At 63.3% G+C, this 25,407-nt stretch carries 27 protein-coding genes and 4 tRNA genes; 16 read left to right on the top strand and 15 right to left on the bottom strand.

Annotated features, from left to right (window positions below):
- Positions 1–2: 2 nt before the first annotated feature.
- Both BMY38_RS10120 and BMY38_RS10115 read right to left on the bottom strand, forming a co-directional pair.
- The gene (locus BMY38_RS10120; protein ID WP_092762434.1) at positions 3–515 is read right to left on the bottom strand and encodes a VOC family protein; all 513 of its coding nucleotides are present in this window, start codon (positions 513–515) and stop codon (positions 3–5) included.
- Between the two features lie 174 nt (positions 516–689).
- Positions 690–1,232, bottom strand: a complete 543-nt coding sequence (locus tag BMY38_RS10115; RefSeq protein WP_092762432.1) for a DUF805 domain-containing protein — start codon at positions 1,230–1,232, stop codon at positions 690–692.
- 206 nt (positions 1,233–1,438) lie between these two features.
- Between BMY38_RS10115 and BMY38_RS10110 the strand changes: the two genes are divergently transcribed.
- The 5 genes from BMY38_RS10110 to mmsB all read left to right on the top strand — a co-directional run bounded on the left by BMY38_RS10110 (position 1,439) and on the right by mmsB (position 5,613).
- On the top strand, positions 1,439–2,020 hold the full coding sequence (locus BMY38_RS10110) for a L,D-transpeptidase (RefSeq protein ID WP_092762430.1): 582 nt from the start codon (positions 1,439–1,441) through the stop codon (positions 2,018–2,020).
- A gap of 170 nt (positions 2,021–2,190) precedes the next feature.
- Positions 2,191–3,330: an acyl-CoA dehydrogenase family protein gene (locus tag BMY38_RS10105; protein ID WP_092762428.1), complete on the top strand. Its 1,140-nt coding sequence runs from the start codon at positions 2,191–2,193 to the stop codon at positions 3,328–3,330.
- Positions 3,327–3,707 carry a hypothetical protein gene (locus BMY38_RS10100; RefSeq protein WP_092762426.1) on the top strand — a complete coding sequence of 127 codons (381 nt, stop codon included), beginning with the start codon at positions 3,327–3,329 and terminating at the stop codon, positions 3,705–3,707. Before BMY38_RS10105 ends, BMY38_RS10100 begins: the two co-directional genes overlap by 4 nt.
- On the top strand, positions 3,704–4,744 hold the full coding sequence (locus tag BMY38_RS10095) for an enoyl-CoA hydratase/isomerase family protein (RefSeq protein WP_092762424.1): 1,041 nt from the start codon (positions 3,704–3,706) through the stop codon (positions 4,742–4,744). The genes BMY38_RS10100 and BMY38_RS10095 overlap by 4 nt, the downstream gene beginning before the upstream one ends.
- Entirely contained in the window at positions 4,741–5,613 is an 873-nt protein-coding gene (gene mmsB, locus BMY38_RS10090; RefSeq protein ID WP_092762422.1) for a 3-hydroxyisobutyrate dehydrogenase, read from the top strand. The genes BMY38_RS10095 and mmsB overlap by 4 nt, the downstream gene beginning before the upstream one ends.
- Before the next feature lie 7 nt (positions 5,614–5,620).
- Here mmsB and BMY38_RS10085 read toward each other — a convergent pair.
- Positions 5,621–5,697 (bottom strand) — tRNA-Asp (locus BMY38_RS10085).
- Positions 5,698–5,798: 101 nt separating this feature from the next.
- Between BMY38_RS10085 and BMY38_RS10080 the strand changes: the two genes are divergently transcribed.
- Positions 5,799–7,274 (top strand): leucine-rich repeat domain-containing protein, encoded by a 1,476-nt coding sequence (locus BMY38_RS10080; RefSeq protein ID WP_092762420.1) that lies wholly within the window; start codon positions 5,799–5,801, stop codon positions 7,272–7,274.
- Positions 7,267–7,467, top strand: coding sequence for a hypothetical protein (locus BMY38_RS10075; RefSeq protein WP_092762418.1), 201 nt, complete (start codon positions 7,267–7,269; stop codon positions 7,465–7,467). Before BMY38_RS10080 ends, BMY38_RS10075 begins: the two co-directional genes overlap by 8 nt.
- Positions 7,468–7,577: 110 nt before the next feature.
- On the opposite strand, the gene BMY38_RS10070 is transcribed toward BMY38_RS10075, so the two are convergent.
- The 3 genes from BMY38_RS10070 to BMY38_RS10060 form a co-directional block, all read right to left on the bottom strand.
- Positions 7,578–7,654 (bottom strand) — tRNA-Asp (locus BMY38_RS10070).
- A 53-nt stretch (positions 7,655–7,707) separates the two neighbouring features.
- Complete coding sequence (locus BMY38_RS10065) at positions 7,708–7,896, bottom strand: hypothetical protein (protein WP_092762416.1); 189 nt, start codon at positions 7,894–7,896, stop codon at positions 7,708–7,710.
- A 189-nt stretch (positions 7,897–8,085) separates the two neighbouring features.
- Entirely contained in the window at positions 8,086–9,024 is a 939-nt protein-coding gene (locus BMY38_RS10060) for a pirin family protein (RefSeq protein WP_092762414.1), read from the bottom strand.
- A 160-nt stretch (positions 9,025–9,184) separates the two neighbouring features.
- Here BMY38_RS10060 and BMY38_RS10055 point away from each other — a divergent pair, with 160 nt between their 5' ends.
- Positions 9,185–9,934, top strand: coding sequence for an SDR family NAD(P)-dependent oxidoreductase (locus BMY38_RS10055; RefSeq protein ID WP_092762412.1), 750 nt, complete (start codon positions 9,185–9,187; stop codon positions 9,932–9,934).
- Between the two features lie 204 nt (positions 9,935–10,138).
- Here the strand turns inward: BMY38_RS10055 and mntR are convergent, their stop codons facing one another.
- Complete coding sequence (gene mntR, locus BMY38_RS10050; RefSeq protein WP_092762411.1) at positions 10,139–10,585, bottom strand: manganese-binding transcriptional regulator MntR; 447 nt, start codon at positions 10,583–10,585, stop codon at positions 10,139–10,141.
- A gap of 155 nt (positions 10,586–10,740) precedes the next feature.
- Here mntR and BMY38_RS10045 point away from each other — a divergent pair, with 155 nt between their 5' ends.
- Positions 10,741–12,030, top strand: coding sequence for an Nramp family divalent metal transporter (locus BMY38_RS10045; protein ID WP_092762409.1), 1,290 nt, complete (start codon positions 10,741–10,743; stop codon positions 12,028–12,030).
- Positions 12,031–12,191: 161 nt separating this feature from the next.
- On the opposite strand, the gene BMY38_RS10040 is transcribed toward BMY38_RS10045, so the two are convergent.
- From BMY38_RS10040 to BMY38_RS10030, 3 genes are all read right to left on the bottom strand, one after another.
- Positions 12,192–12,267, bottom strand: a tRNA-Val gene (locus BMY38_RS10040).
- 43 nt (positions 12,268–12,310) lie between these two features.
- Complete coding sequence (locus tag BMY38_RS10035; protein WP_092762407.1) at positions 12,311–12,844, bottom strand: histidine phosphatase family protein; 534 nt, start codon at positions 12,842–12,844, stop codon at positions 12,311–12,313.
- Positions 12,845–12,872: 28 nt separating this feature from the next.
- Positions 12,873–12,944 (bottom strand) — tRNA-Val (locus tag BMY38_RS10030).
- Positions 12,945–12,991: 47 nt separating this feature from the next.
- On the opposite strand from BMY38_RS10030, the gene BMY38_RS10025 reads away from it, so the two are divergent.
- A complete protein-coding gene (locus BMY38_RS10025; RefSeq protein WP_092762405.1) occupies positions 12,992–13,369 on the top strand; it encodes an EF-hand domain-containing protein in 378 nt (125 codons plus the stop codon).
- A gap of 90 nt (positions 13,370–13,459) precedes the next feature.
- Here the strand turns inward: BMY38_RS10025 and lon are convergent, their stop codons facing one another.
- On the bottom strand, positions 13,460–15,859 hold the full coding sequence (lon, locus tag BMY38_RS10020) for an endopeptidase La (RefSeq protein WP_092762403.1): 2,400 nt from the start codon (positions 15,857–15,859) through the stop codon (positions 13,460–13,462).
- A gap of 211 nt (positions 15,860–16,070) precedes the next feature.
- Positions 16,071–17,201, bottom strand: a complete 1,131-nt coding sequence (gene tgt / locus BMY38_RS10015; protein WP_092762402.1) for a tRNA guanosine(34) transglycosylase Tgt — start codon at positions 17,199–17,201, stop codon at positions 16,071–16,073.
- A gap of 253 nt (positions 17,202–17,454) precedes the next feature.
- Between tgt and BMY38_RS10010 the strand changes: the two genes are divergently transcribed.
- The 6 genes from BMY38_RS10010 to BMY38_RS09985 all read left to right on the top strand — a co-directional run bounded on the left by BMY38_RS10010 (position 17,455) and on the right by BMY38_RS09985 (position 22,084).
- Positions 17,455–18,051, top strand: coding sequence for a porin family protein (locus tag BMY38_RS10010; RefSeq protein ID WP_092762400.1), 597 nt, complete (start codon positions 17,455–17,457; stop codon positions 18,049–18,051).
- A gap of 123 nt (positions 18,052–18,174) precedes the next feature.
- Positions 18,175–18,552 carry an SUF system Fe-S cluster assembly protein gene (locus BMY38_RS10005; RefSeq protein WP_092762399.1) on the top strand — a complete coding sequence of 126 codons (378 nt, stop codon included), beginning with the start codon at positions 18,175–18,177 and terminating at the stop codon, positions 18,550–18,552.
- 207 nt (positions 18,553–18,759) lie between these two features.
- Positions 18,760–19,959, top strand: coding sequence for a glycerophosphodiester phosphodiesterase family protein (locus BMY38_RS10000; RefSeq protein ID WP_092762693.1), 1,200 nt, complete (start codon positions 18,760–18,762; stop codon positions 19,957–19,959).
- A gap of 98 nt (positions 19,960–20,057) precedes the next feature.
- On the top strand, positions 20,058–20,435 hold the full coding sequence (locus BMY38_RS09995) for a HesB/IscA family protein (protein WP_092762397.1): 378 nt from the start codon (positions 20,058–20,060) through the stop codon (positions 20,433–20,435).
- A 50-nt stretch (positions 20,436–20,485) separates the two neighbouring features.
- On the top strand, positions 20,486–21,196 hold the full coding sequence (gene tpiA / locus BMY38_RS09990) for a triose-phosphate isomerase (protein WP_092762395.1): 711 nt from the start codon (positions 20,486–20,488) through the stop codon (positions 21,194–21,196).
- 78 nt (positions 21,197–21,274) lie between these two features.
- Positions 21,275–22,084 carry a GNAT family N-acetyltransferase gene (locus BMY38_RS09985; protein WP_092762392.1) on the top strand — a complete coding sequence of 270 codons (810 nt, stop codon included), beginning with the start codon at positions 21,275–21,277 and terminating at the stop codon, positions 22,082–22,084.
- A gap of 37 nt (positions 22,085–22,121) precedes the next feature.
- Here BMY38_RS09985 and BMY38_RS09980 read toward each other — a convergent pair whose 3' ends face one another.
- From BMY38_RS09980 to BMY38_RS09970, 3 genes are all read right to left on the bottom strand, one after another.
- Positions 22,122–23,561, bottom strand: coding sequence for a TRAP transporter large permease (locus tag BMY38_RS09980; protein WP_092762390.1), 1,440 nt, complete (start codon positions 23,559–23,561; stop codon positions 22,122–22,124).
- A gap of 3 nt (positions 23,562–23,564) precedes the next feature.
- Complete coding sequence (locus tag BMY38_RS09975) at positions 23,565–24,296, bottom strand: TRAP transporter small permease (RefSeq protein ID WP_092762388.1); 732 nt, start codon at positions 24,294–24,296, stop codon at positions 23,565–23,567.
- A gap of 81 nt (positions 24,297–24,377) precedes the next feature.
- Positions 24,378–25,385 (bottom strand): DctP family TRAP transporter solute-binding subunit, encoded by a 1,008-nt coding sequence (locus BMY38_RS09970; RefSeq protein WP_092762386.1) that lies wholly within the window; start codon positions 25,383–25,385, stop codon positions 24,378–24,380.
- Positions 25,386–25,407: the final 22 nt, after the last annotated feature.

Genomic DNA, 25,407 nt, shown 5'->3' with positions numbered 1-25,407 from the left:
ACCTAGGCCGGGGCCTCGGCCAGAAGCGCGTCGATATCGAGGGGCGCATTGGTCATCAATATCTTCCCCGTATCGTCGCGCGGCCATTCCACCTCGGGGCGATCACGATAGAGTTCGACCCCGTTTCCATCCGGATCATCCAGATACAGCGCCTCGCTCACCCCGTGATCGGCCTTCCCCGTCAGCCGGACCCCGGCGGCCATCACCCGGCGCAGCGCGCGCGCCAGCGAGGGTCGGTCAGGATAGAGAAAGGCACTGTGATAGAGGCCGGGGTGGCCCGTGGGCGCGGCGCCTGCACCGCGACTGTCCCATGTGTTGAGGCCAAGACGGTGATGATAGCCGTGCGAGCTGAGGAACGCGGCCTGATCGCCGTAGAGCGTGACCAGTTCCAGCCCCACGACGTCAGTATAGAAATCGATGGCGCGCTGAAGGTCCGCGACCCTCAGGTGAACATGCCCGAGGGTCGGCGCGGTTGCTGCGGACGTCGGGTCTGTTGACAAGTCGGTCGGGGTCATGGCGATCTCCGGGCTTTGGATGCAGGCCGCATCCTAGGACCGGGACAGGGGGCACTGTCCAGTCCCGGTCCGGTCCCGGTGCAATGCGCCCGGCATCCGCGCTGCCCCCTGCGCGTCAGGACAGACCGCAATGCTGCGCGTCCCTGTGCCGAAGGGGGTCAGCTTTCGCGCGGGTCAGGCCCCCATCCGCGACTGACGCAGGGCGCGCAGGTCTTCGGCACTGGAATAGGCATCGACGGGGTTGCGCGGGGCGGCGGGTTCGACCGCGCGTCGCGGGGCCGGGCCGCCGGGGCGCGGACCAAAGCGGTTGCGACCGCCATCGCCGGGCACAACCAGCAGGATCAGCAGGATGATCGTCCCTATCAAGGGGATGACCCCGATCCAGTACCACCAGCCGCTGTGGTCGGAATCATGCAGGCGCCGGATCGTGACCGACAGATACGAGAACATCGGCCAGAGCAGCGCCAGCACGATATAGAACGACCGGGCATAAAGCCGTTCCATCGCGATCAGCATATCGGCGTCGGCGACCGAGGCCTGCCCCGCCTGTCCCGCCTCGAAGCCTAATTGCATTATCGGCAGCATCATCCAGATCGACAGGGCAAAACCGGCCGCCATGTAAATCAGCGTGAACCACCAGAATTCGCTCCGCGATGCACGCCCGGCGAAACGGAAGGGTTTCATCAGACAGTTCAATGTGGCGGCGATCGGTCCCATGCGGCGCTCCGGCAGTAATTGATCCGCCCGGCCTGAACGGAAATTACGGCGCTTGGTGGGCGGACCGGGGGTAAATTCTGGTCCGCTTTCACAAGCGAACATTTGCCGATACGGACCCATGCTTGCAAAAACGTGAAGAGCCGCCCCCTTCCCCAAATCAAGAAGTCGCTATAATCAAAGGAGGAAAATAAAATGGAGTCATTCCGATGAGCGATCAAACTCGCCGTGCCCTGCTGATGGGCGCCGCCGCGACCCTTGCAGCCCCCACCGTGCTGCGCGCCCAGACGTTTACCGCCGATACCCTTGGCGCGGCTACGGAAACGCCTCGCAATACCTCCAGTTTCCAGATGATTGACTGGCGCGACCACTTCTCGACGCTGGGCAAGGCCACGATCATCGCCGATACGGTATCGCGCGCGCTGCATTACTGGGACGCGACCGGCACCGACTATCGCCTGTATCCGACCTCCGTCCCGATGACCGACGAATTGACCCGGCGCGGCTACACCGAGATCGTGCGCAAGAAAGTCGCGCCAAGCTGGACACCGACGGCGAACATGCGCCGCCGCGACCCCAGCCTGCCCATTCGCGTCGAAGGCGGAGATCCCATCAACCCGCTGGGCACCCATGGTATGTATCTGGACTGGCCCGCCTATCTGGTCCACGGAACGGCAGATACCCGCAAGATCGGCCGCCGGTCGTCCTCGGGCTGCATCGGTCTCTATAACGAGCAGATCGCGGAATTGTACGAGATCACACCGATCGGAACCCAGGTTCGCCTGATCTAGGCATCGCGCTGATCAGGTCGGACCCGATCCACTATCGGGCTTCGTGTCCTGGCCTATGCAAAACCGTTCACCGAAAGCGCGCCCCCCCGGCGCGCTTTTTCGTTTGCCCTCGCGCCGCCGGACCGCCACTCTTGAACAAGCGTTCGATTAACGGCACGGGAGGGCCCAGAATGGATTTCGCACTTTCCGAGGAATCCGAGGCGATCTTCGACATGGCCCGCGACGTGGCCATGACCGAGATCGCGCCCTTTGCCCGTGACTGGGAAGCCGATGGTGCAATCCCCAGGGCGCTCTGGCCCAAGCTGGCGGAGCTGGGGTTCGGGGCCCTCTACGTGTCCGAGGATATTGGCGGCAGCAATCTGTCGCGGCTGGATGCGACTCTGGTGTTCGAGGCGCTGTCGATGGCCTGTCCTTCGGTCGCGGCCTTCCTGTCGATCCACAACATGTGCGCCAAGATGATCGACACCTTCGGGTCCGACGACCTGAAGGCGCGGCACCTGCCCGATGCCGTGTCGATGGAAAAGGTGTTCAGCTATTGCCTGACCGAACCCGGCAGCGGCTCCGACGCCGCCGCCCTGAAAACCCGTGCCGAACGCACCAACGAGGGCTGGCTGCTAACCGGCACCAAGGCATTCATATCCGGCGGCGGCTATTCAGACGCCTATATCGTCATGGCCCGCACCGGCGGCGACGGCCCGAAGGGGATTTCCGCGCTGATTGTCGAGGATGGGGCCGAAGGCCTGTCGTTCGGCGGCCTGGAGGACAAGATGGGCTGGCGCTCGCAACCCACGCGGCAGGTACAGCTCGACGATTGCCCCGTCCCCGCAGGCGATCTGCTGGGCGAGGAGGGCAAGGGCTTCCGCTATGCCATGGCAGGCCTCGACGGCGGTCGCCTGAACATCGCCGCCTGCTCGCTGGGTGCCGCGCAACAGGCGATGGACCTGACGCTGGACTATATGGCCGGGCGCCGCGCCTTCGGTCAGCCCATCGACCAGTTTCAGGCCTTGCAGTTCCGGCTGGCCGACATGGAAATCGACCTCTGCGCCGCGCGCGTCTTCCTGCGGCAGGCGGCATGGAAACTGGACACCGGCGCGCCCGACGCCACCAAGTTCTGCGCCATGGCCAAGAAGCTGGTGACCGAAACCGGCAGCCGCATCGTCGACCAGTGTCTGCAACTGCACGGCGGCTACGGCTATCTTGCGGACTACGGAATCGAGAAACTGGTCCGTGACCTGCGGGTGCACCAGATTTTGGAAGGCACGAACGAGATCATGCGGATGATCGTCGCCCGCGAGATGTTGAAGGCATGAAGTTGAGGCCTGTCCCTGCCATCTTGCGCCGCGCCTTCCTGCGCCATGAAATCGCAGCCTTGCGCGAAATGCGTGACGGTGGAACGTGGCGGCAGATCGTCTTCGCCGCAGTCTGGGGCGGCGGGGCCGCAATCGGGCTTTTCGCGGCCGGGTATGGGGCAATGCAACTCCTGCTGCCACAAGGCCATCGGTTCGAATCTGCGGGCCTCGTGGTCGGAACGACTGCACTCCTCGTGCTGTTCTACTATCAATGGACCGTCTGGACCTGGTTGAAGGACGGTGTCGACACCGTCAACGGGGGCACCGGCATCGGGGCCCCGGTCCCACCGGGCGACCTGATGGCGCAAAAATACGCCGAATTGGAAGCGCTGCAATGACCGACATCCTGATCCGCACCGAAGGCCGTGCGGGCCGCATCACGCTGAACCGGCCCGACGTCATGAACGCACTGACCTGGGACATGTGCCTCGAAATCGAAAAAGCGTTGAAAACCTGGGCCGTGGACGACGACGTTCATCTGGTTCTGATCGACGCCGCGCCCGGACGGGCCTTCTGTTCGGGCGGCGACATCACCGCCATGCACGCCGCCGGGGCGCGCGGCGAATACGACTACGGCGCGCGGTTCTGGGGCGATGAATACCGCATGAACGCACGCATTTTCCACTTCCCGAAACCCGTCGTCACCTTTCTGCACGGCTTCACCATGGGCGGCGGCGTCGGCGTCGGCTGCCACGGCTCGCACCGCATCGTCGACGACAGCTCGCGCATCGCCATGCCCGAATGCGCCATCGGGCTGGTGCCGGACGTCGGCGGCTCCCTCCTCCTCGCCCGCGCGCCCGGACGGCTGGGCGAATACCTCGGCACTACCGGCGCGCGCATGGGGCCGGGCGACGCGATCCACGCGGGCTTCGCCGACTACTATGTTCCGGGCGACTGGGACGCGCTGAAGGCGACACTGTGCGAAACCGGCGACCCCACCGCCGTCGACGCAGCCGCGCGCCCCGCCCCCGAGGCCCCCCTCGCCGCCCTGCAACCCGAGGTCGACGCGCTTTTCGCGGGCGAAACGCTGGGCGACATCGCCCGTGCCCTCGATGGCCAGACCGGCCCCGCCGCCGAACTGGCGCGCGACGCCTTCGGCCGCAATGCCCCCCTCTCGATGGCCTGCGCCGTCGAGATCCTGCACCGGCTGGGCGACGATCCGACCATCGAACAGGCCCTGCACCAGGAAGCGCGCTTCACCTTCCGCGCCCTTGAACATGCCGATTTCATCGAGGGCATCCGGGCGCAGGTCATCGACAAGGACCGCAAACCCCGCTGGAAACACACCGGCCCGCAGGATGTGCCCGCCATCGACGTCGCCAACATCCTGCGCCCCCTCGGGCCACTGGCCCCGCAACTGGAGGATCTGACATGAACATCGGTTTCATCGGACTTGGCAACATGGGCGCGCCGATGGCCGCCAATCTGGCCACCGCCGGGCATACCGTCACCGGCTACGACATGGCGACCCCGGCCCCCGAAGGCGTCACCATGGCCGACGACGCGGCCTCCGCGGCCAGGGGCGCGGACGTGGTCATCACCATGCTGCCCAATGGCACGATCCTGCAATCGGTCGCCGCCGACATCATTCCGGCGATGACCCCCGGTGCAGTGCTGCTGGACTGCTCGACCGTCGACGTGGACAGCGCGCGCGCCGTGGCCGCCATGGCCGCCGACCACGGCTGCAAGGCGCTGGATGCCCCCGTCTCGGGCGGCATCGGCGGCGCGTCGGCGGGCACGCTGACCTTCATGGTGGGCGGGCCGGACGACGCGCTGGCCACGGCTATGCCGCTCTTCGACGTGATGGGCGGGCGCACGGTGCATTGCGGGCCCGCGGGCAACGGACAGGCCGCCAAGATCTGCAACAACATGATCCTGGGCGCGACCATGGCCGTCACCTGCGAAGCCTTCGCGCTGGCCGACAAGCTGGGGCTGGACCGGCAGGCGATGTATGATGTCGTCTCCACCTCCTCGGGGCAGTCATGGTCGCTCACGACCTATTGCCCGGCCCCCGGCGTCGGGCCGCAATCGCCCGCCGACAACGGCTACAAACCGGGCTTCGCCGCCGAGTTGATGCTCAAGGATCTGGGACTGGCCCTGCAGGCCGCCGAGGCGGTCGACGCCCCGACCCCGGTCGGAACCGAGGCGCTGCATCAATACACCGTCTTCGTCGAACAGGAGGACGGGCGCGGCAAGGATTTCAGCGCGCTTCTGCCCCGGCTGGCCGGGCGGGGGCGGGACTGAGGGGAAATGGCGCGGTTGACGGGGCTCGAACCCGCGACCCCCGGCGTGACAGGCCGGTACTCTAACCAACTGAGCTACAACCGCGCGTGAGAGGCGGGATAACGGCGTCGCACGGGGCGGTCAATGGGGGTTGTGCACCGCCGTGCCATCGGGGACGGTAACGCCGGGGTACGGGGTGCGGTGCAATGGCGAACGAAGACCGGGACGAGGCGCTTCGGCGGATTGAAAAAGCGCGGGAGACTGGGGCGACGACCCTGGACCTTTCCGGGCTGAAGATCGACACGCTGCCACCGAAGATCGCGGACCTCACCAACCTGCAGACGCTCTTCCTCGGCAACACGCAGGTCACCGACCTCTCCCCCATCGCGGACCTCACCAACCTGCAGACGCTCTTCCTCGGCAACACGCAGGTCACCGACCTCTCCCCCATCGCGAGCCTCACCAACCTGCAGAGGCTCTCCCTCGGCAACACGCAGGTCACCGACCTCTCCCACATCGCGGACCTCACCAATCTGCACTTGCTCGACCTCGACAACACGCAGGTCGCCGACCTCTCCCCCATCGCGGGCCTCACCAATCTGCAGTTGCTCTCACTCAACAACACACAGGTCACCGACCTCTCCCCCATCGCGGACCTCACCAACCTGCAGAGGCTCGACCTCGACAACACGCAGGTTACCGACCTCTCCCACATCGCGGGCCTCACCAACCTGCAGACGCTCGCCCTCGACACCACACAGGTCACCGACCTCTCCCACGTCGCGGGCCTCACCAACCTGACGTGGCTCAATCTCGGCAATACTCAGGTCACCGACCTGCGTTTCCTTCTCGACCTGTCCCGTCTGCCCCATCCAGATGTCCCCGAGAAAAGTCGAATTGTCTATTTCAGCGATACCCCCGCCTGCAACGATCCCGCCATTGCCACCGCAGCCGAGATCGAAGACGACGAAGACCGCCTCCAGGCCCTCCTCGCCCATCTGCGCACCCTGCCGCCCTGGCCGGAACCGTTGCCGGTTTTCGGAAAACGGCCCGCAGCACCAACCGTCCCATCCCCGGTCCCGGCCCCGTTGGAAGTAGAAGTCGCCCGAACCCGGCTTCGCGTCAGCAATCGCATCGCCGAGACGGGACAATCAGCGGCAACTTTCGAAGCGTGGCAAGCCTTGCGGGAAATGCTTCAGGACCTCGATGACCTGGAACCCGGCATCGGGAACGCCATGCCGCGCCTTGCCAAGGCCCTGATGCGGGTAGAGGCCGCGCTCGGGATGGCTCCAGAAATGTGCAAGGCTATCAACCTTGGCCTTCACGGAAACCGGGTCATCGCCCTTGCCGAACACGCGCCGGAGGCGCTGATGGACGAAGCCGCATCAGAGGTGGTTGCCTTCGCTGCCGCCCTCGCCCTGCACCTCGAACGGTTTCCGGCATGGACCGATTATCGCGCGGCACAACCCGTGCCCCCCGCACAGGACGTTGCGGACATCCTGCCCGATCTGCGCACATTGCTCGCCGAGCTTCGCGCCTCCGAAGCTGTCGATCCAGCCATTCCGAACTCGTTCGGCGCGTTAATCGACGTCATAAGAAACGCCAGCCGATCCGCTGGCCCGAAAAGGTCTGGTAGACTCCGCCCGCAACCTTGCCATTGGCATTGTCGGTTGGGTGCATAACGAAGCGAAGGACATCAGTTCACAGTTCTGGAGCGCGACGAAGAAGGGTATCGCCACGACCGTCGGCGTGGGATCGATCGCAGGTCTCCTCGCACTTCTGGAAGCCAACGCAGGCACGTTCACCCAACTCGCGATCAAGGCACCCGGCACGTTCGGCTGGTTGAAGCCCGTCCTGACTTCCCTCGGCCTGTGAATGCCTGCACCCACCGAACGCCCGCCTGCACAACCCCCGACGACGTCGGACGCGGATCACCCCCGGATCACCCGTAAAATCTGCGGTCGTTTCAAACGATAAGGGGAAAATGGCGCGGTTGACGGGGCTCGAACCCGCGACCCCCGGCGTGACAGGCCGGTACTCTAACCAACTGAGCTACAACCGCGCATCCGCCGGTCGCCCGGCGTGTGGGGTGTCTATGGCGCGCCCCCAGTCCCGTCAAGCGGGGAACGTGCGGTAATTCGATCCTTTCGCCTCAGGTACGAACCCGTTCCAACCCGCCCGACCCTTTCGGGTATCCGCAACGTTCATCGGGCGCGCGGTCATGATGCCCGGATCGGCGGAGATATCGACCGGCCCAAGAATTGCAGCCCCGCGAATCCTGCAGGTCAAAGCATTGATATACATGGCATGATTTCGGACCGCACCGCCGGCCCGCAGGTCTTGTGGCAATCCGAAGGACCGAAGCTGCCGGGATGCAGAGGGGGCCAGATCCGTTTGAGCCAGACAACTGTCCGCCCCTGGAAACAGCGCGCCACGGGGTCCGTCGCCGGTGCCGCCACGGCGTCATCTTGTGGAAGGTCCGCGCATCGCGCCCTAGTGATCCGGCAGCGGGATGTATTCGTCCTCGTCGCCGGGCGGAAGCTGGAACCTGCCGTGCGCCCAGTCGCCGGCGCGCCATGCTTCCTTGGCGGCATCGATCCGATCCTGACTGCTGGCGACGAAGTTCCACCAGATATGACGCGGCCCGTCCATCGTGTCGCCGCCTAACATCATCAGCCGCGCCCCCTCCGGTCCCGCTTTCAAGGACAGCGCATCGCCGGGACGGAACACCATCATGCGGCCCGCGTCATAGGTTTCGCCCGCCACGTCGATGGACCCCGTCAAGACGTAGACGCCCCGATCCTCGTGATCGTCGGGCAGCGGAATCCTGGCCCCCGGCTCCAGCATTGCGTCGGCATAGAACATCCGGCTGCTCGTCTCGACCGGCGCACTTACACCCCAGGCATCGCCCAAAACAAGACGCACGCGTTTGCCCTCGGCCTCCAGTTCCGGCAAGTCGGTTCTGGCGGCATGGATGAAATCGGCCGGACGATCCTCCTTGTCCTTGGGCAGCGCGACCCAGGTCTGAATGCCGAACAGCGGTTTGTCGGTGTCGCGATAGGTGCCGTCCATCCGTTCCGAATGGGTGATGCCCTGCCCCGCGACCATCCAGTTGACGGCTCCCGGTTCGATCCATTGATCGGTGCCAAGGCTATCGCGGTGATGGATGCGCCCCTGCATAAGATAGGTCACCGTCGCCAGCCCGATATGCGGGTGCGGGCGTACGTCGATGCCCTGGCCGGTCAGGAATTCGACAGGGCCGAACTGATCGAAGAAGATGAATGGCCCGACCATCTGACGCCTGGGCGCAGGCAGCGCGCGACGCACCTCGAACCCGCCCAGATCGCGGGCGCGGGGAACGATAACGGTTTCGATGGCGTCGACAGCATCGCCAATCGGGATATGCGTATCGAGGATGGGGTTCCAGCTCATGTCAGGCCTCCGGACCTTAGGGTCTGATCCACATATAGGACAACGCAGCCCTTCGGTCATCGCCGCCGCGCGCGCAGACGCCCTGCGCATGTTCACAAATGCTTCTCACCGCTGGCCGTGTCGCCTAGCGTTGCACGAACAGTCAGGGACGGAGACAGACATGGACAAGACGGCAGTGGTGACGGGCGCGGCGCGGGGGATCGGGCTGGCAACGACAAAACTGTTTCTGGCCGAGGGTCGACGGGTGGCCATGATCGACAATGACACCGAAGAACTGGCGCGTGCCGCAGACGGTCTGGCGGGCGCAATCGCCCTGCCCTGCGATGTCAGCGACGAAGCCGCCGTGGCCGCGCTGGTGCCTGCCGCACTCGACGCCCTGGGCCGGGTCGATGCCCTGGTCAACAACGCCGGAGTCGCGGACTTCGGCCCGATCGAGGGCACGACGTTCGAGCGCTGGCGGCGCGTCATGGCGACCAATCTGGACGGCGTGTTCCTGATGACGCAGGCCTTCACGCCTGCCCTGCGCGACGGAAGGGGCGCCATCGTCAACATCGCGTCGATCTCGGCTTTGCGGGCTTCCACATTGCGCGTGGCCTATGGCACCAGCAAGGCGGGCGTGGCGCATCTGACACAGCAACAGGCGGTCGAATTGGGGGAATTCGGCATCCGCGCGAATTGCGTATGCCCCGGCCCGGTGCGGACCAAACTGGCTATGGCAGTCCATACGCAGGACATCATCGACGCCTATCACGATGCGATCCCCCTGAACCGCTATGGCAACGAGGGAGAAATTGCCGAAGCCATCGTCTGGCTGTGTTCCGACAAGGCCAGCTATATCACCGGTCAGCGGCTGGCCGTAGATGGCGGGTTCGAGGCAACCGGGATCGGTCTGCCGTCGTTGCGGCAGTAAGGGGTCGGCATCAAAACAGTCGCGGTTCCGGCTTGGTGCCCATCGACATGCGCCGCCGTGTGTCATTGCCCGGGCGGGCACCGCGATCTTCGGCGATCCTGCGATTGCGCGCCCTTGCCCGAGGCAGGTCATCGCAGGTTGCCACCATCGTCACCGTCGCGGGCAAGCGGGCGGTCGCTGCAATAAGGGTAACCCCGGAGTGTTTCAGCGACGGCGCCCTCTGGCGTCGACATTCGCCAGGTATCTCTCGAAGGCCTTCAGCGTCTGGCGGGAAACGTGATGTTCAATTCCCTCCGCGTCCAGTTCCGCCACGTCCGCAGGAACGCCGACCGCCACGAGAAAGGCGACGACGGTCCGGTGCCGCGCCCGGACACGGTCGGCGAGCAGGGTTCCCGCTTCGGTCAGGAACACGCCGCGATACGGTCGGGAGGTGGCCAGATCCTCGCGCTTGAGCCGGGAAATCGCCTTGGTGGCGGTGGGCTGGGCAACCCCCATCCGCTCCGCGATATCGGCCACGCGCGCCTCGCCCAGTTCCGCATGCAGATCACCGATCATCTCCACGTAGTCTTCCAGCAGGGCGACGGACTGCGACTCCCGCGCGCGGGCAAAACGATCGGCCTGATCCTTGGGATGAGCGGGTTGGTCGGGCATGGCTCTGGCATCCGGAAATGTGTCGGGACCACAGTATAGCCAAGGCTCGACTGTTTCACCATCAGGTACCGCATTGTACACACGGCAATTAAAATTTAGCTCTTGTATGATTTATAGCTATGGCTATTTACCGGCGAAAATTCCAGGAACCTGACATGCATAATCTGACTGACAAGACCCGCGTCGGCATCACGGGCGTCCTGAGCGGAGAGCGTCGCGGTTGGCGAAGCAGGCTGCTGTTCGCCGGTCCGGCCATCATCGCCTCGGTCGCGTATATGGATCCAGGCAACTACGCGACGAACATTCAGGCCGGGGCAGGATATGGCTATACCCTGCTATGGGTGGTCCTGATGGCGAACCTCATCGCGATGTTGTTTCAGGCCCTGTCTGCGCGACTGGGAATCGTGACAGGCAAGAACCTTGCCGAGCTGTCGCGCGATAATTTCCCGAAGCCGGTCGTGTGGATCATGTGGGCCATCAGCGAGGTGGCGGCGATGGCGACCGACCTTGCGGAGTTTCTTGGCGGGGCAATCGGTCTTTCGCTTCTGTTCGGCCTGCCGTTATTCGCTGGCATGGTGATCACCGCGATCGTGACTTATGCCATCCTTATCTTCGAACGCTACGGTTTCCGCCCGATGGAACTTATCATTGGCGCCTTCGTCGGTGTGATCGGATTGAGTTACCTTGCAGAAATGTTCATCGCTCCGGTGGACTGGGCGGCCGCGGCCATGGGCATGATACAGCCCGGCCTGCCGGATTCAGCTGCACTGACCATCGCTGTCGGTATCATCGGCGCGACCGTCATGCCGCACGCGATCTACCTGCATTCCGGACTCATGCAATCGCGCGCCCATGCCCGCAACGATGCAGACAGACGCAAAATCCTGTGGTTCTCGAATATCGAGGTCGTTCTGGCTCTGGCCATCGCAGGCATGGTCAACATCGCCATGGTCATCATGGCGGCCAGCGCCTTCAATCAGGGGAACCCTCAGGTCGCCGAAATCGAAACCGCCTATTACATGCTCACGCCATTGTTGGGTGCGGCGGCGGCAGGCATGTTTCTCGCCTCGCTCATCGCGTCGGGCATTTCCAGTTCCGTGGTCGGAACCATGGCGGGACAGATGATCATGCAGGGATTTCTGCATTTCCACGTTCCGATCTGGGTGCGCCGCCTTGTGACCATGGTGCCGGCCTTCGTGGTCGTCGGCATTGGCGTGAACGCCACGCAGGCCCTTGTGATGAGTCAGGTCGTCCTGTCGATCGCCCTGCCTGTGCCGATGATCGCGTTGATCATCTTCTCGTCGCGTAAGGACATCATGGGTGATTTCATGGTCGGTCCGGTGTTGCGCATTCTGTCAGGCCTCGGAGCCCTGGCCGTACTGGCATTGAATTTCGTGCTGCTGGCCGATTTCTTCGGCCTCCCGATCCCGTTTCTCGACGGCTAGCGCGCGTCTCGTGGGCTTCGCGCGCAGGCTCCGGCGCGAGGGGTCGGCTGAACGGAATGCTGCGCGAGCGTTGGCGACGTCAGAACCAGGACTTTACCGGTTGCAGTGATGCAGTGACTGTTGCGGCGGATTCGGATCAAGCCGCGCAGCGGCAAGGAATATGGTGGGTGGTGAGGGGCTCGAACCCCCGACATTCTCGGTGTAAACGAGACGCTCTACCAACTGAGCTAACCACCCGCTGCGCCGGGATAGCGCGCCCGGCGCGGGCCTTCAAGACGGCTTATGCCAACAGTCGCTCGACCCCGTTCTCGATGACATGGACGACGCCTTGCGGGTCTTCCATCCTGTCCCAGTGCTCGGCTGGAAACCCGCACAGCAGGGCGCGCAAAACGATTCCGATGGCGCCGTGCGTGATCAGGATGACAGGCTCCGCCATATCGTCGGCCAGCAAGTCCTCCAGACGGGCGCGCACCGTTTCCAGCCCCTCGCCTCCAGGGGCGTCGAACTTCCACATCAGACCCGCCGCCGTCGTGATGTCGGCGCGCAACCGGCCTTCCCATTCGCCCATGCCGATTTCGGCCAGTCGGGCGTCGGCAATCGCCTCCAGTCCGGCCAGTCGCGCCGTTTCCATGGCCCGGCCCAGCGGACTGGAGCGCGCATGGCAGGTCGTCACGCCATGATCCCGCAAGATCGCCCCCTGACGCGCGGCCTGTGCCCGGCCCCTGACGGTCAGCGGACTGTCCCGCTGCCCCTGCATCCGGGCGTCGAGGTTCCAGACCGTTTCGCCGTGCCGCATCAGGTAGACGGGGGGCATGGCACACCGCTGTTCAGGGAAAGGACGGTGGGTGATAAGGGATTTGAACCCCTGACATCTTCGATGTGAACGAAGCGCTCTACCACTGAGCTAATCACCCGATCCGTGCCCGGCGTTTAGACAACTGGGGGATCGGGTTCAAGACCGTTGTGCGCGGGCCTGTCCGCCGGTGCGGCCTTTGCGCAGGTAAGCTTCGGTGTCATCGACGCCGATGGCGACGACGCGATCAGCGCAGCCGAATTCTCGGTCTCATTCGGTGGCGATACGTCCGGCTTCAGCCAGATCGACAGCAATGGCGACGGCCTTCTGTCGCGCACCGAGGTCGATGTGGCCGGTGTCGGCGAGACACCCACCTTTGCCGAAATCGATCTGGACGACGATGGCATGCTGGAGCCGGACAAGATGTCATATCGCATGGCCCGCACGGCCGATGGCACGGCCCCCGGCGGCAGCTCCGGTCCGGGGGGCCGTAATCGCGGCGGCAACGGTGGAGGGACGGCGGCGGCAAAGGCTGACATCATCTGAGAATATCTGAAAAAGAAACCCCGGGGCACGCGCACGCGCCCCGGGGCATTTTGATAACAGATCGGACCCGTGCCGAACGCTCCGTGCGGCTCAGTGCGCCGTGGCGCCACCTGCCCCGGCCTGAGCGGCCTTGGCGGCCAGAGCGGCGGCCTCCTCGGCGGCTTCGTCCCAGTCGATCGCTGTGGGCGTGTCGACCAGAGCGAGCTTGAGCACCTCGGACACATGCGTGACCGGAATGATCTTCAACCCGGAGGTCACACTCTCCGGCAGATCGACCAGATCCTTCTCGTTCTCCTGCGGGATCAGCACCGTCGTGATGCCACCGCGCAGGGCCGCGAGCAGTTTCTCCTTCAGGCCACCAATCGGCATGGCATTGCCGCGCAGGCTGACTTCGCCCGTCATGGCGATGTCGCGCCGCACCGGGATCTGCGTCAAGGCCGACACGATGGACGTTACCATCGCCAGACCGGCGGACGGGCCGTCCTTGGGTGTCGCGCCGTCGGGCACGTGGACGTGAATGTCCATCGTGTCGAACTTCGGCGGTTTGACCCCAATCGCGGGCGCGATGGACCGGACATAACTGCTGGCCGCGTCGATGGACTCCTTCATCACATCGCCCAGCTTGCCGGTGGTCTTCATCCGACCCTTGCCCGGCAGGCGCAGCGCCTCGATCTGCAGAAGGTCACCGCCGACGCTGGTATAGGCCAGCCCGGTGACGACGCCGATCTGATCCTCCAGTTCCGCCAGACCATAGCGATACTTCTTCACCCCAAGATAATCGTCCAGATTATCCTCGGTGATGCGGACCGCCGTTTCCGTCTTGCCGACGATCTTGGTTACCGCCTTGCGGGCCAGCTTTGCGATCTCACGCTCCAGATTTCGCACCCCCGCCTCGCGGGTATAAGTGCGGACCATTTCGCGCAGTGCGCCATCGGTCAATTCGAACTCGCCCTTGCGCAGACCGTGGTTCTTCACCTGCTTGGCAAGCAAGTGCTGCTTGGCGATCTCGACCTTTTCCTCCTCGGTGTAACCGGCAAGGGGGATGATCTCCATCCGGTCCAGCAGCGGGCTCGGCATGTTGTAGGAGTTCGCGGTCGTCAGGAACATCACGTTTGACAGGTCATATTCGACCTCAAGGTAATGGTCGATGAACGTGCTGTTCTGCTCGGGGTCCAGAACCTCAAGCATTGCGGACGCCGGATCGCCCCGGAAATCCTGACCCATCTTGTCGATTTCATCCAGCAGGATCAGCGGGTTGGTCGTCTTGGCCTTTTTCAGCGCCTGAATGATCTTGCCCGGCATCGACCCGATATACGTCCGGCGGTGGCCGCGAATTTCCGACTCGTCGCGAACCCCACCCAGCGAGATGCGGATGAATTCGCGCCCCGTGGCCTTGGCGACCGACTTGCCCAGGCTGGTCTTGCCCACGCCCGGAGGACCGACAAGGCACAGGATCGGGCCCTTCAGCTTGGTCGACCGTGCCTGCACGGCCAGATATTCGACGATGCGGTCCTTGACCTTTTCCAGCCCGAAATGATCCTTGTCGAGAACCTCACGCGCCTTGACGATATCCTTCTTGGTGCGGGACTTGTCGCCCCACGGGATCGACAGCATCCAGTCCAGATAGTTGCGCACGACAGTGGCTTCGGCGGACATGGGGGACATGTTCCGCAGCTTCTTCAGCTCGGTATCGGCCTTTTCGCGGGCTTCCTTGGACAGCTTGGTCTTCGCGATCCGCGCTTCCAGTTCGGAAACCTCGTTCTGGCCTTCTTCGCCTTCGCCAAGCTCCTTCTGGATCGCCTTCATCTGTTCGTTCAGATAATACTCACGCTGGGTGCGCTCCATCTGCGACTTGACGCGGGACTTGATGCGCTTTTCGACCTGCAGGACGGACATTTCGCCCTGCATCATGCCATAGACCTTCTCCAGCCGCTCCGACACGGTCAGAAGCTCCAGAAGCTCCTGCTTCTGGTCGACTTCGATGCCCAGATGGCCGGACACGAGGTCCACCAGCTTGGCCGGGTCCTGCGCTTCGGCGACCGCGCCCAACGCTTCTTCGGGAATGTTCTTCTTGACCTTGGCATAGCGCTCGAACTCGTCGGCGACCGACCGCAGCAGGGCCTCGATCGTCGACTCGTCACCGCGCGATTCTTCCAGAACCTCGGCTTCGGCTTCGAAAAAGCTGTCGTTGTCGACGAACCGGGTGATCCGCACCCGCGACCGGCCTTCGACCAGCACCTTCACGGTGCCGTCGGGCAGCTTGAGCAATTGCAGAACGTTGGCCAGGACGCCGACACGGTAAATGCCATCCTGATCGGGTTCGTCCGTGGCCGGATCGACCTGCGACGACAGCAGGATCTGCTTGTCGTCGTTCATCACCTCTTCCAGGGCGCGAACCGATTTTTCGCGGCCCACGAACAGCGGCACGATCATGTGGGGGAAAACGACGATGTCGCGCAGCGGCAACACGGGGTGGGTGGAAGTCGTCATATTTATCTGTCCTTTCGCAAAGGACCCCTGCCCCGTAATCGGCGGCCTTCGGGTCCTTCCGTCATCGAGGCCCTAGGTGGGCATGCGACGGCCTGTCTTCAATACGCGGGATGTTCCCGTCTTGTTTCGCATTGTGGAGAGGGCGGGGGCGGTGCGCAAGCGGAACGCGTCAGCCGCCTGCGCTATGCGGTCATCGCAGCACATGAAAATATCATATCCGTTCGATATCGCCATCCGCCCGCATCGCGTGAAACCCGGCCTGCCAAGCCGTGAATGTGGCGCCTGCAATGGCGTCGCGCATGCCCGCCATCAACTCCTGAAAGTAGTGCAGGTTGTGCCAGGTCAGAAGCATGGAGCCGATGATCTCCTGACTGCGGATGACGTGATGCAGATAGGCGCGGGAATAGCCCTGACAGGTCGGGCAGGTGCAGGCTTCGTCCAGCGGTCGCGGATCGTCGGCATGACGCGCGTTGCGCAGATTGACCTGCCCCCGCCGCGTCCAACCCTGCCCCGTTCGTCCCGACCGCGACGGCAACACGCAGTCCATCATGTCTATGCCGCGCGCCACGGCACCCACGATATCGTCGGGCTTGCCGACCCCCATCAGGTATCGCGGCTTGTCTTTGGGCAACTGATCCGGCGCGTAGTCGAGCACGTCGAACATCGCATCCTGCCCCTCGCCCACCGCCAGACCGCCGACGGCATAGCCATCGAAGCCGATGTCACGCAGGGCATCCGCGCTCTGGGCGCGCAGGTCGCGATCCAGCCCGCCTTGCTGTATTCCGAACAGTGCATGGCCGGGCCGGTCGCCGAACGCCGCCCTGGACCGTGCGGCCCAGCGCATCGACAATTCCATCGACGTGGCGATGCGGTCGCGGTCGGCGGGCAGGCTGGGACATTCATCAAAGCACATTACGATGTCGGACCCGAGAAGCCGCTGGATTTCCATGCTGTGTTCGGGCGTCAGGCGGTGTTTGGAGCCGTCGATATGCGATTTGAAGGTCACGCCATCTTCATCCAGCTTGCGCAAGGCCCCCAGCGACATGACCTGAAACCCGCCCGAGTCGGTCAAAATCGGCCCATCCCAGTTCATGAACCTGTGCAGTCCGCCCAGCCTGTCGATCCGCTCCGCCGTTGGCCGCAGCATCAGATGATAGGTATTTCCCAGCAGGATATCCGCACCCGTCGCCCGCACCGATTCCGGCAACATCGCCTTGACGGTGGCGGCGGTGCCGACGGGCATGAAGGCAGGCGTTCGGATCTCTCCGCGCGGGGTCGAGATCGCGCCGGTCCGGGCACGCCCGTCCGTGGCATCGCACCGGAATGAGAAGGGCTGTGTCATCGGACCTCGGGTCGTGAATTTTCAACATTACGGAGGCGTTTAGCAGGACCTTGCCGAAATGACTACGAACCGGCCAGATCCTGCCGACCGAGCCGGAAGTGCGATGCAAAAAACACATAAAACAAGTTGTGATCGCCGACGGAAAGTAATTCAGGAACCGTGTGCCTATCTGCGGGCTTGAGGTCACGTCTGCTCCACTAAGACGTGGCTATCACAACCGAATGCAGAACAGAAAAAAACCTAAGGAGCTATCATGAACCGTTTCATCATCGCCGCACTCCCCCTTCTCATCGCCTCTCCTGCCCTGGCGGGTGGCATCGTCCCCGCTCCGCTTGAGCCGGCACCCGTTTTCGTCGCGCCTGCGGCTCCCGTTTACGACTGGACCGGCTTCTATGTCGGTGCCCAGGCAAGCTATGCTGACGTTGAAGCCGACGGCACGATCGGCACGATCAATGCCGATGGCAACGGCGGAGTGTATGGTCTGCGCGCAGGTTACGACCTGGACCTGGGAAGCACCGTCGTCGGTGGCCTGGTACAGTATGACACCGGCAGCATCGGACTTGACGGAACCACAACCGAGCTAGACAACATCCTGCGCGTCGGTGGCCGAGTCGGCTTCGACGCCGGACGCAGCCTCTACTACGCAACGGCCGGTTATGCTTCGGCCGATACAAGTGATCTGGGCAGCGCCGACGGTTACTTCGCCGGTGTGGGATACGAAATGTTCCTGACGCCTGCGGTCTCCCTGGGTGCCGAAGCGATCTACAACGATTTCGGCGAACTGGACGGTTCCGCCGGGACCGATCTCAAGGCGACGACGGTCGGTCTGAACGTCAACTATCGTTTCTGATCGGACGACACTGAGACAGGAAAGGGGCGGTCCGGGATCGGGCCGCCCCTTTTTGATGTCAACTTGCCCTTTACCCGGCCTGATCCAATCCTTATCTTTTCAGTCGACCAATAGGGGATCGCCATGCCAGTCGATACGAATGCCCAAACGGCCGACCGTCTTGAAGGTGCGCCGCTGATCGCGCCCTCCACCACCGATCATCCTTTGCACGAAGGCGTGGTCGACGCTTGCCGGTCGGTCTTCGACCCCGAAATTCCGGTAAACATCTTCGATCTCGGCCTGATCTACACCATCGACATCGACCCCGAGAATGCCGTGAAGGTCATCATGACTCTGACTGCCCCCGGTTGCCCGGTTGCCGGCGAAATGCCCGGCTGGGTCGCGGATGCGGTGTCGGCCTTGCCCGGCGTCAAGACCGTCGACGTCGATCTGACGTTCGAGCCGCCCTGGGGCATGGAAATGATGTCCGACGAGGCCCGCCTTGAACTGGGCTTCATGTAGGACACCGGTTTCTTCCCGAATATCGGCGGCGACCGTCCGTCGTCCACGGACACGGGCCTGCGACAGTCAAAACCGCCCATCGCCACAAGCGTCATTCAGCCGTTACCAACGGTTCGTTTAATCTACATGACCGCATTCCGGACTGAGATGTTACACTCCTCTCAGGAGGATTTTGCCATGTCGCTTCGCCCTGTCCTTGCCATTCTGATGGTGTCGACCACACCGGTTTTGGCCGACGGCCATACCGACACCGGACTGACCTACGGCCCCCGACCTGCCTGGCTGATAAGCCAGATGGACGACGGCGCGTTGAAGACCAGGCTTCAGGCCTGCCTGTCGCAGACACCGACGCGCACCGATTTTTCCATCGGGCACCGGGGCGCGCCGCTGATGTTCCCCGAACATACCGTGGAATCGAATATCGCAGCGGCACAGATGGGCGCGGGCATTCTGGAATGCGACGTGACCTTCACCAAGGATCACGAATTGGTCTGCCGTCACGCACAAAACGACCTGCAAACCACGACGAATATCCTTGTCTCCGATCTGGCCGACACCTGCACGACGCCCTTCACCGCGGCGAATGGTGATGAAGATGCGACCGCCGAATGCCGGACCTCCGAGATCACTCTGGAGGAGTATCGTACCCTGACGCCCAAAATGGACGCCGCCGATGCCAGAGCCATGACAGCGGAAGAATATCAGGGAGGCGTCGCTGACTATCGCACGACACTCTACAGCACGGGCACCACGTTGCTGTCCCATGCCGAGTCGATCGAATTGTTCCGCGATCTGGGCGCGAAATTCACGCCCGAATTGAAGTCCGCGGCAGTCGACATGCCGCACGATGGCTTCACGCAGGAAGACTATGCCCAGAAGATGATCGACGAATACAAGGCGGCGGGCGTTCCCGCGTCTGACGTCTGGGCACAATCCTTCAACCTGTCCGATATCCTGTACTGGATCGAGAACGAACCGGAGTTCGGTGCGCAGGCCGTCTATCTCGATGACCGCTACGAGGCTTTCGACGAGGATGAAGGCGAAATCGATCCGATGGACGCCGCGACCTTCAAGCCGACGATGCAGGAACTGGCCGATATGGGCGTGAACTACATCGCGCCGCCATTGTGGATGCTGGTCACGGTCGAAGACGGCGAAATTGTCCCGTCCGTCTATGCGACGGAGGCCAAATCCGCCGGTCTGAACCTGATCGCATGGTCGCTGGAGCGCTCCGGCCCGCTGAACGACGGCGGCGGCTGGTATTACCAGTCCATCGCGGATGTGACCGACAACGACGGCGTCACCTATGAATTGCTCGACGTGCTGGCGCAAGATGTGGGCGTCGCGGGCGTCTTTTCTGACTGGCCCGCGACGGTGACCTATTACGCGAACTGCATGGGGTTGTGACAGAAAGGCGGGGTGGCCGGAATGATCGACCGCCTGCCGCCGCCGCCCCTTGAGACCTGCGGCATCGGGGCATATCTTGGAGGAGAAGGAGCATTCCAATGTTTGCAATCCCCGGACAGTCCCCCGTTACCGTGACCCCCGCCGCCGCGGCGCAGATCGCGAAGCTGATGACCAAGGACAAATCCGCCGGTCTGCGGATCGGCGTCAAGAAAGGCGGCTGCGCCGGTATGGAATACACCATGGAATATGTCGCCGAAGCCGAGGCACATGACGAAGTTGTCGAAGTTGGCGAGGCCCGCGTGCTGATCGCGCCGATGGCCCAGATGTTCCTGTTCGGCACCGAGATCGATTACGAGACGTCGCTCCTTGAATCCGGGTTCAAGTTCCGCAATCCGAACGTCATCGATGCCTGTGGCTGTGGCGAGTCGATCAAGTTCGACGAAACGCTGAGCCAGACTGCGGTCCAGCCCAGCTAGGATTGTCGCATCGCCCGGTGTATGCCCCTGTGCAAACAGGAGGGCTCCCCATGCCGAAGAAAATCGCCGCCGGAAACTGGAAGATGAACGGAACGCGCGCCGCCGTATCCGAGGCCATGGCCATCGGCCAGGCGGACGCAGGCGATTGCGTCGTTATCCTGTGCCCCCCTGCCACCTTGCTGACGGTCCTGTCTGACGCGCGCTTGGCGCTTGGCGGACAGTATTGTCACGCTGAAACGTCAGGCGCGCATACCGGCGATATCTCGGCCCCGATGCTGGCCGATGCAGGCGCGACCTATTGCATCACCGGCCATTCCGAACGCCGGGCCGACCATGGCGAGACCGATGCCGATGTCCGGGCCCAGACCCAGGCCGCCTGGAATGCAGGTCTGATTGCGATTCTGTGCATCGGCGAGACACTGGAGCAGCGCGAGGCCGGGGAAACCCTGGCGGTTCTGGAAGGACAGCTGAACGGCTCTCTCCCCGACGGGGCGACGGCGGACAATACGATCATCGCCTACGAGCCGGTCTGGGCCATCGGCACCGGCAAGGTCGCCAGCGCGGCCCAGGTCGCGGAAGTCCACGACGCGCTGCGCGCGCAGGTCGGCCCCCGAATGTCATTGCTTTACGGCGGATCGGTCAAGGCGGGGAACGCGGCGGAGTTGTTCGCGCTGACCAATGTCGATGGGGCATTGGTCGGGGGCGCCAGTCTGAAGGCAGCGGATTTCGTGCCAATCATCGAGGCGCTTGCCGCCAGTTGACGGCTGTGCCCGACCCGAAACTCTTTGACAGGGGCCGGTCCTGCGGCGGATCCTCTCACCCTGACCGGGAAGAGGGCCATGACGCAGGACGATATCTACGGAAGCGATGAACAACGGGCCCTTCTGCGACGCGGGCGGGCCCTGTTCGACATCCTCGGGCAGGATCCCCGCTATACCTACTACGGACGCACGGTCGGCCTTGCCACGGGTACGGTCCGCGATCTCGACCACCTGACGGCCCTGGCACGGGTGCAGGGCAACGCCGCTATCGCCCTGGTCCCCGAAGCGGAGGTTGCGGCCCTGCATGATGGGCTGACGGCACGGAACCTCGTCCCGATTGCCTATTCCAGATGGGACGGGGGGGCGGCATCCCTTGCGGCGGCCAAGGCAATCGTGCGGGATCTGCCCTTGCCTGCCGGTTTGACGATGACCCGTATCGATGCCGATACCCCCTCGACGGTCCTTGCCTCCCTTGCGGACATGGCACTGGGGAGCGGCGTCCTGCCCTTGGCCGGCGAGGTGCTGCGCGGCCTTCTCAATCCAGCCGTCTGCCTTGTTGCACAGGATGGGGAAGGCAAGGTGGTGTCCTGCGGGGCTTCGGCCGGGTTTGCACACCCCGATCATCCAGTTCCGGGCAGGCAGGCCTATTGGGGCATGCTTGCCACCGACACGGCCTGGCGCGGGCGTAAACTGGCCCTCATCCTCGGGGCCCATGCGATGCTGTCGATGTCACGGAACCATGGCATTGAAGCCTTCTTCACCGGGGTGGAGCCGGGAAATACCCCGTCCGAAGGGGTCTGTACGCGGCTGATGTTTGCCCGCTCCGTGGCTGTCATCCTGGGATGTGCCGATCCTCGATCACTGCGCAGCGGACGCATGACGAAGTAAGAGATCGCGAGAGAAAGGGGCCTTCCGGCCCCCGACCCTATTTTATGATCAGTTCCGGTCCCATCACCAGCGTCGGCAACCACGTCGAAATGATCGGGATGTATGTCACCATGATCAGGAATACGAAGAGTACGGCCAGAAACGGAAGCGCCGCCTTCACCACCGCCATCATCGACATGCCCGCCACGCCCGAGGTGACGAACAGGTTCAGGCCGACTGGAGGCGTGATCATCCCGATTTCCATGTTCACCACCATGATGATGCCCAGATGGATCGGGTCGATCCCCAACTCAATCGCGATGGGGAAGACCAGCGGAGCGACGATGACCAGCAGGCCCGACGGCTCCATGAACTGACCGCCGATCAGAAGAATGACATTCACCGCGATCAGGAAGGTGATCGGCCCCAAGCCGACCCCCAGCATGGCGTTCGCGATGCTCTGCGGAATTTGTTCGTCGGTCAGAACATATTTCAGGATCAGCGCGTTGGCGATGATGAACATCAGCGTGATCGTCAGCTTGGCTGCATCCAGAAGCGTGGCAATCGTGTCGCGATGGAAGAACGCGGTGACCAGCGCCTGGGGGTGAGACATAAGCGACTTGGGCGTCCCGATCGGCGCGTTCATACCGACCGCGACCGCCGCGCCGACCGATTGCGCCTGGGCCGGGGCCAGAGGGCCGATGTCGCGGTAGACGAACATCGCCACAAGGAAGGCATAGACTGACGCGACGGCCGCCGCCTCGGTCGGCGTGAAGATCGCACCCGTCAGGCCCGGAATTCCGTAGATACCCAGCATGATGATCGCGATCAGCATCAGACCCCAGAATGCGTCGCGGAAGGATGCCCCGACCTCGCCCCAGCCCGCGAAGTCACCCTTGGGCATATTCCGTTTCACCGCGATGACATAGATCGTGATCATCAGCATCAGACCGGCCAGAATGCCCGGAATGACACCGGCCAGGAACATCCTGCCGACCGACACATCCGTCGCCGACGCATAGACCACCATCACGATGGACGGCGGAATCAGGATGCCCAGCGTGCCCGCGTTGCAGATGACACCGGCGGCGAATTCCTTGGTGTATCCGGCCTGTTTCATCGCCGCGATAACGATCGTGCCGATGGCGACCACCGTAGCCGGGGACGACCCGGACAGGGCCGCGAACATCATGCAGGCAAAGACACCCGCAATGGCCAGACCGCCGCGGAAGTGGCCGACACAGGCGATTGAAAACCGGATGATCCGCCTGGCCACGCCGCCGGTGGACATGAAACTCGACGCCAGAATGAAGAAGGGAATGGCCAGCAATGTGTAATGCTCGGCCATCGAGTCGTAGAATTGCTTGGCAATGGACGACAGCGAGGTGTTCGAGAATGCAAGCAGGAAAACGATGGAACTGAAGCCCAGGCTGACCGCGATCGGCACACCGATCAGAAGCAGTCCCACGATCATCACGAATAGAAGCAGAACGTCCATGTCTCAGATCCTTCCTGCTTCGTGTTCAGCCGGATACTCCGAGGCGCGCAGGGTCGCCGCCGCCTCGTCAACCGCATCTTCGGCCTCGTGGCTGACGATCAGGCTTTCGCGTTCGCCACGCGCGATGGCGATGACGGCCTGCACCACGCGGAGCAGAATCAACGCCGCACCCAGTGGCATGATCATGAAGGGAATGGCACGGGGAAATTTCTCGAAGGGTTCGTCCCCTTCGATCAGCAGCCAGGATTCCAGCGGCCAGCGCAGCCAGTCGAGCATCGGCACCTGTTGCGTCGGCGTATAGCCGCGGTAATCCTGCGGGCGCATGTCCTGCAATCCGGTCGGAAACCAGCGGCCCGTCGTCTGCGGCAGGTTGCCGTAATTGGCCCAGAAGTCCCAGGCACCCTTCAGGAGCAAGGCCGCGTAAGCGATGGTCACCAGCCCGGCCAGCAGCGCGGCAAGGCGTTTGCCGCGCGTCGGCAGAAGGCCGGTCACGGCATCGACGCCAAGGTTGGACGTCGTCTTGAAGGCGTAGCTGACGCCGAAGATAACCAGCCAGGCGAAGAGCATCAGGATGACTTCCAGCGACCAGATGACCGATTGGTTGAAGACATATCGAAGCAGCACGTTCACGAAAGTCAGAAGCGTCATCACGCCAAGCAGGAAGGCGATCGCGATCTCTTCGAACCTGTGAATGACATGACCCAGTCGGCCTTTCGGTACATAGCGCTCGGCCATGATGTCCCCTCCCTTGCGTGACGGACCGGGCCGCGCATCCTCTCCCCGCGCGGCCCGGCCCCCTGTCGTGTAAGAGCGGTGTCAGCTCTCCTGTGCGGCACCCACGGCGACTGCCGCGTCAATCACGTCCTGGCCGATGCCATCGGCGAATTTCGCCCAGACGGGCTTCATCGCATCGACCCAGGCCTGACGCTGTTCGGGCGTCAGTTCGCGGATCACGCCACCGGCGTCCAGAACCGCCTGACGGGCTTCCTGGTCGATCTGACCCACCGCCGCATTCCGTTCTTCCGTCACTTCGGCCAGGATCGTCATCATCTGATCCCGCACCGCCGGATCAAGGCTGTCGAGGAAGTCGGTCGAGGTCACGACAAGGTAATCCAGCGCACCGTGGTTCGTCTCGGTGACACCATCCTGAACTTCGAAGAACTTCTGGCCGTAGATGTTCGACCAGGTATTCTCCTGCCCGTCGACGACGCCGGTCTGCAGGGCGCCATAGACCTCGGAAAAGGCCATCGGCTGTGGCGAGACACCGATCGCCTCCATCTGCGCGACGATGACATCGGACGGCTGGACACGGAACTTCAGACCGGCGGCATCCGTCGGCAGGATCAGCGCCTTGTTGGCCGACATCTGCTTGAGACCGTTATGCCAGAATGCCAGACCCTGCAGGCCGCGGCGCTGCATGGAGTTCATCATATCCTGACCGACTTCGCCTTGCTGGAAGGTATCCAGCGCCTCGATGTTCGGGAACAGGAATGGCAGGTCGAACACCTGGAAAACCTTGGTGAAGGCTTCGAATTTCGACAGCGACGGGGCGGCCATCTGGACGTCGCCCTGTAACATGGCCTCCAGCACCTGGTCATCGTTGTAGAGTGTAGAGTTCGGGAAGACCTCGACACACATGATGCCATCCATCTCCGCGTTCACACGCTCCTGGAACAGGGCGGCGGCAAGGCCTTTGGGATGCTTGTCGGTGTTGGTGACATGCGCGAACTTGACGACGATCTCGCCAGCTTCACAGCTTGCGAAAGCAGCCTGCGCCGTCATGGTCAGAGCCACCGCAGTGGCGGCGGTTGTCAGATACTTCATGAATTTATCTCCCTTGCGCGCG

It is taken from the genome of Jannaschia helgolandensis (genome assembly GCF_900109285.1).
Taxonomy (GTDB): Bacteria; Pseudomonadota; Alphaproteobacteria; order Rhodobacterales; family Rhodobacteraceae; genus Jannaschia; species Jannaschia helgolandensis.
This window is presented reverse-complemented; position numbering and strand designations above follow the sequence as displayed.

Bases quoted from the DNA above. Each gene is read 5' to 3' on its own strand.
- BMY38_RS10120 (WP_092762434.1), bottom strand. From the start codon at position 515: ATGACCCCGACCGACTTGTCAACAGACCCGACGTCCGCAGCAACCGCG.
- BMY38_RS10115 (WP_092762432.1), bottom strand. From the start codon at position 1,232: ATGGGACCGATCGCCGCCACATTGAACTGTCTGATGAAACCCTTCCGT.
- BMY38_RS10110 (WP_092762430.1), top strand. From the start codon at position 1,439: ATGAGCGATCAAACTCGCCGTGCCCTGCTGATGGGCGCCGCCGCGACC.
- BMY38_RS10105 (WP_092762428.1), top strand. From the start codon at position 2,191: ATGGATTTCGCACTTTCCGAGGAATCCGAGGCGATCTTCGACATGGCC.
- BMY38_RS10100 (WP_092762426.1), top strand. From the start codon at position 3,327: ATGAAGTTGAGGCCTGTCCCTGCCATCTTGCGCCGCGCCTTCCTGCGC.
- BMY38_RS10095 (WP_092762424.1), top strand. From the start codon at position 3,704: ATGACCGACATCCTGATCCGCACCGAAGGCCGTGCGGGCCGCATCACG.
- mmsB (WP_092762422.1), top strand. From the start codon at position 4,741: ATGAACATCGGTTTCATCGGACTTGGCAACATGGGCGCGCCGATGGCC.
- BMY38_RS10080 (WP_092762420.1), top strand. From the start codon at position 5,799: ATGGCGAACGAAGACCGGGACGAGGCGCTTCGGCGGATTGAAAAAGCG.
- BMY38_RS10065 (WP_092762416.1), bottom strand. From the start codon at position 7,896: ATGTATATCAATGCTTTGACCTGCAGGATTCGCGGGGCTGCAATTCTT.
- BMY38_RS10060 (WP_092762414.1), bottom strand. From the start codon at position 9,024: ATGAGCTGGAACCCCATCCTCGATACGCATATCCCGATTGGCGATGCT.
- BMY38_RS10055 (WP_092762412.1), top strand. From the start codon at position 9,185: ATGGACAAGACGGCAGTGGTGACGGGCGCGGCGCGGGGGATCGGGCTG.
- mntR (WP_092762411.1), bottom strand. From the start codon at position 10,585: ATGCCCGACCAACCCGCTCATCCCAAGGATCAGGCCGATCGTTTTGCC.
- BMY38_RS10045 (WP_092762409.1), top strand. From the start codon at position 10,741: ATGCATAATCTGACTGACAAGACCCGCGTCGGCATCACGGGCGTCCTG.
- BMY38_RS10035 (WP_092762407.1), bottom strand. From the start codon at position 12,844: ATGCCCCCCGTCTACCTGATGCGGCACGGCGAAACGGTCTGGAACCTC.
- lon (WP_092762403.1), bottom strand. From the start codon at position 15,859: ATGACGACTTCCACCCACCCCGTGTTGCCGCTGCGCGACATCGTCGTT.
- tgt (WP_092762402.1), bottom strand. From the start codon at position 17,201: ATGACACAGCCCTTCTCATTCCGGTGCGATGCCACGGACGGGCGTGCC.
- BMY38_RS10010 (WP_092762400.1), top strand. From the start codon at position 17,455: ATGAACCGTTTCATCATCGCCGCACTCCCCCTTCTCATCGCCTCTCCT.
- BMY38_RS10005 (WP_092762399.1), top strand. From the start codon at position 18,175: ATGCCAGTCGATACGAATGCCCAAACGGCCGACCGTCTTGAAGGTGCG.
- BMY38_RS10000 (WP_092762693.1), top strand. From the start codon at position 18,760: ATGGTGTCGACCACACCGGTTTTGGCCGACGGCCATACCGACACCGGA.
- BMY38_RS09995 (WP_092762397.1), top strand. From the start codon at position 20,058: ATGTTTGCAATCCCCGGACAGTCCCCCGTTACCGTGACCCCCGCCGCC.
- tpiA (WP_092762395.1), top strand. From the start codon at position 20,486: ATGCCGAAGAAAATCGCCGCCGGAAACTGGAAGATGAACGGAACGCGC.
- BMY38_RS09985 (WP_092762392.1), top strand. From the start codon at position 21,275: ATGACGCAGGACGATATCTACGGAAGCGATGAACAACGGGCCCTTCTG.
- BMY38_RS09980 (WP_092762390.1), bottom strand. From the start codon at position 23,561: ATGGACGTTCTGCTTCTATTCGTGATGATCGTGGGACTGCTTCTGATC.
- BMY38_RS09975 (WP_092762388.1), bottom strand. From the start codon at position 24,296: ATGGCCGAGCGCTATGTACCGAAAGGCCGACTGGGTCATGTCATTCAC.
- BMY38_RS09970 (WP_092762386.1), bottom strand. From the start codon at position 25,385: ATGAAGTATCTGACAACCGCCGCCACTGCGGTGGCTCTGACCATGACG.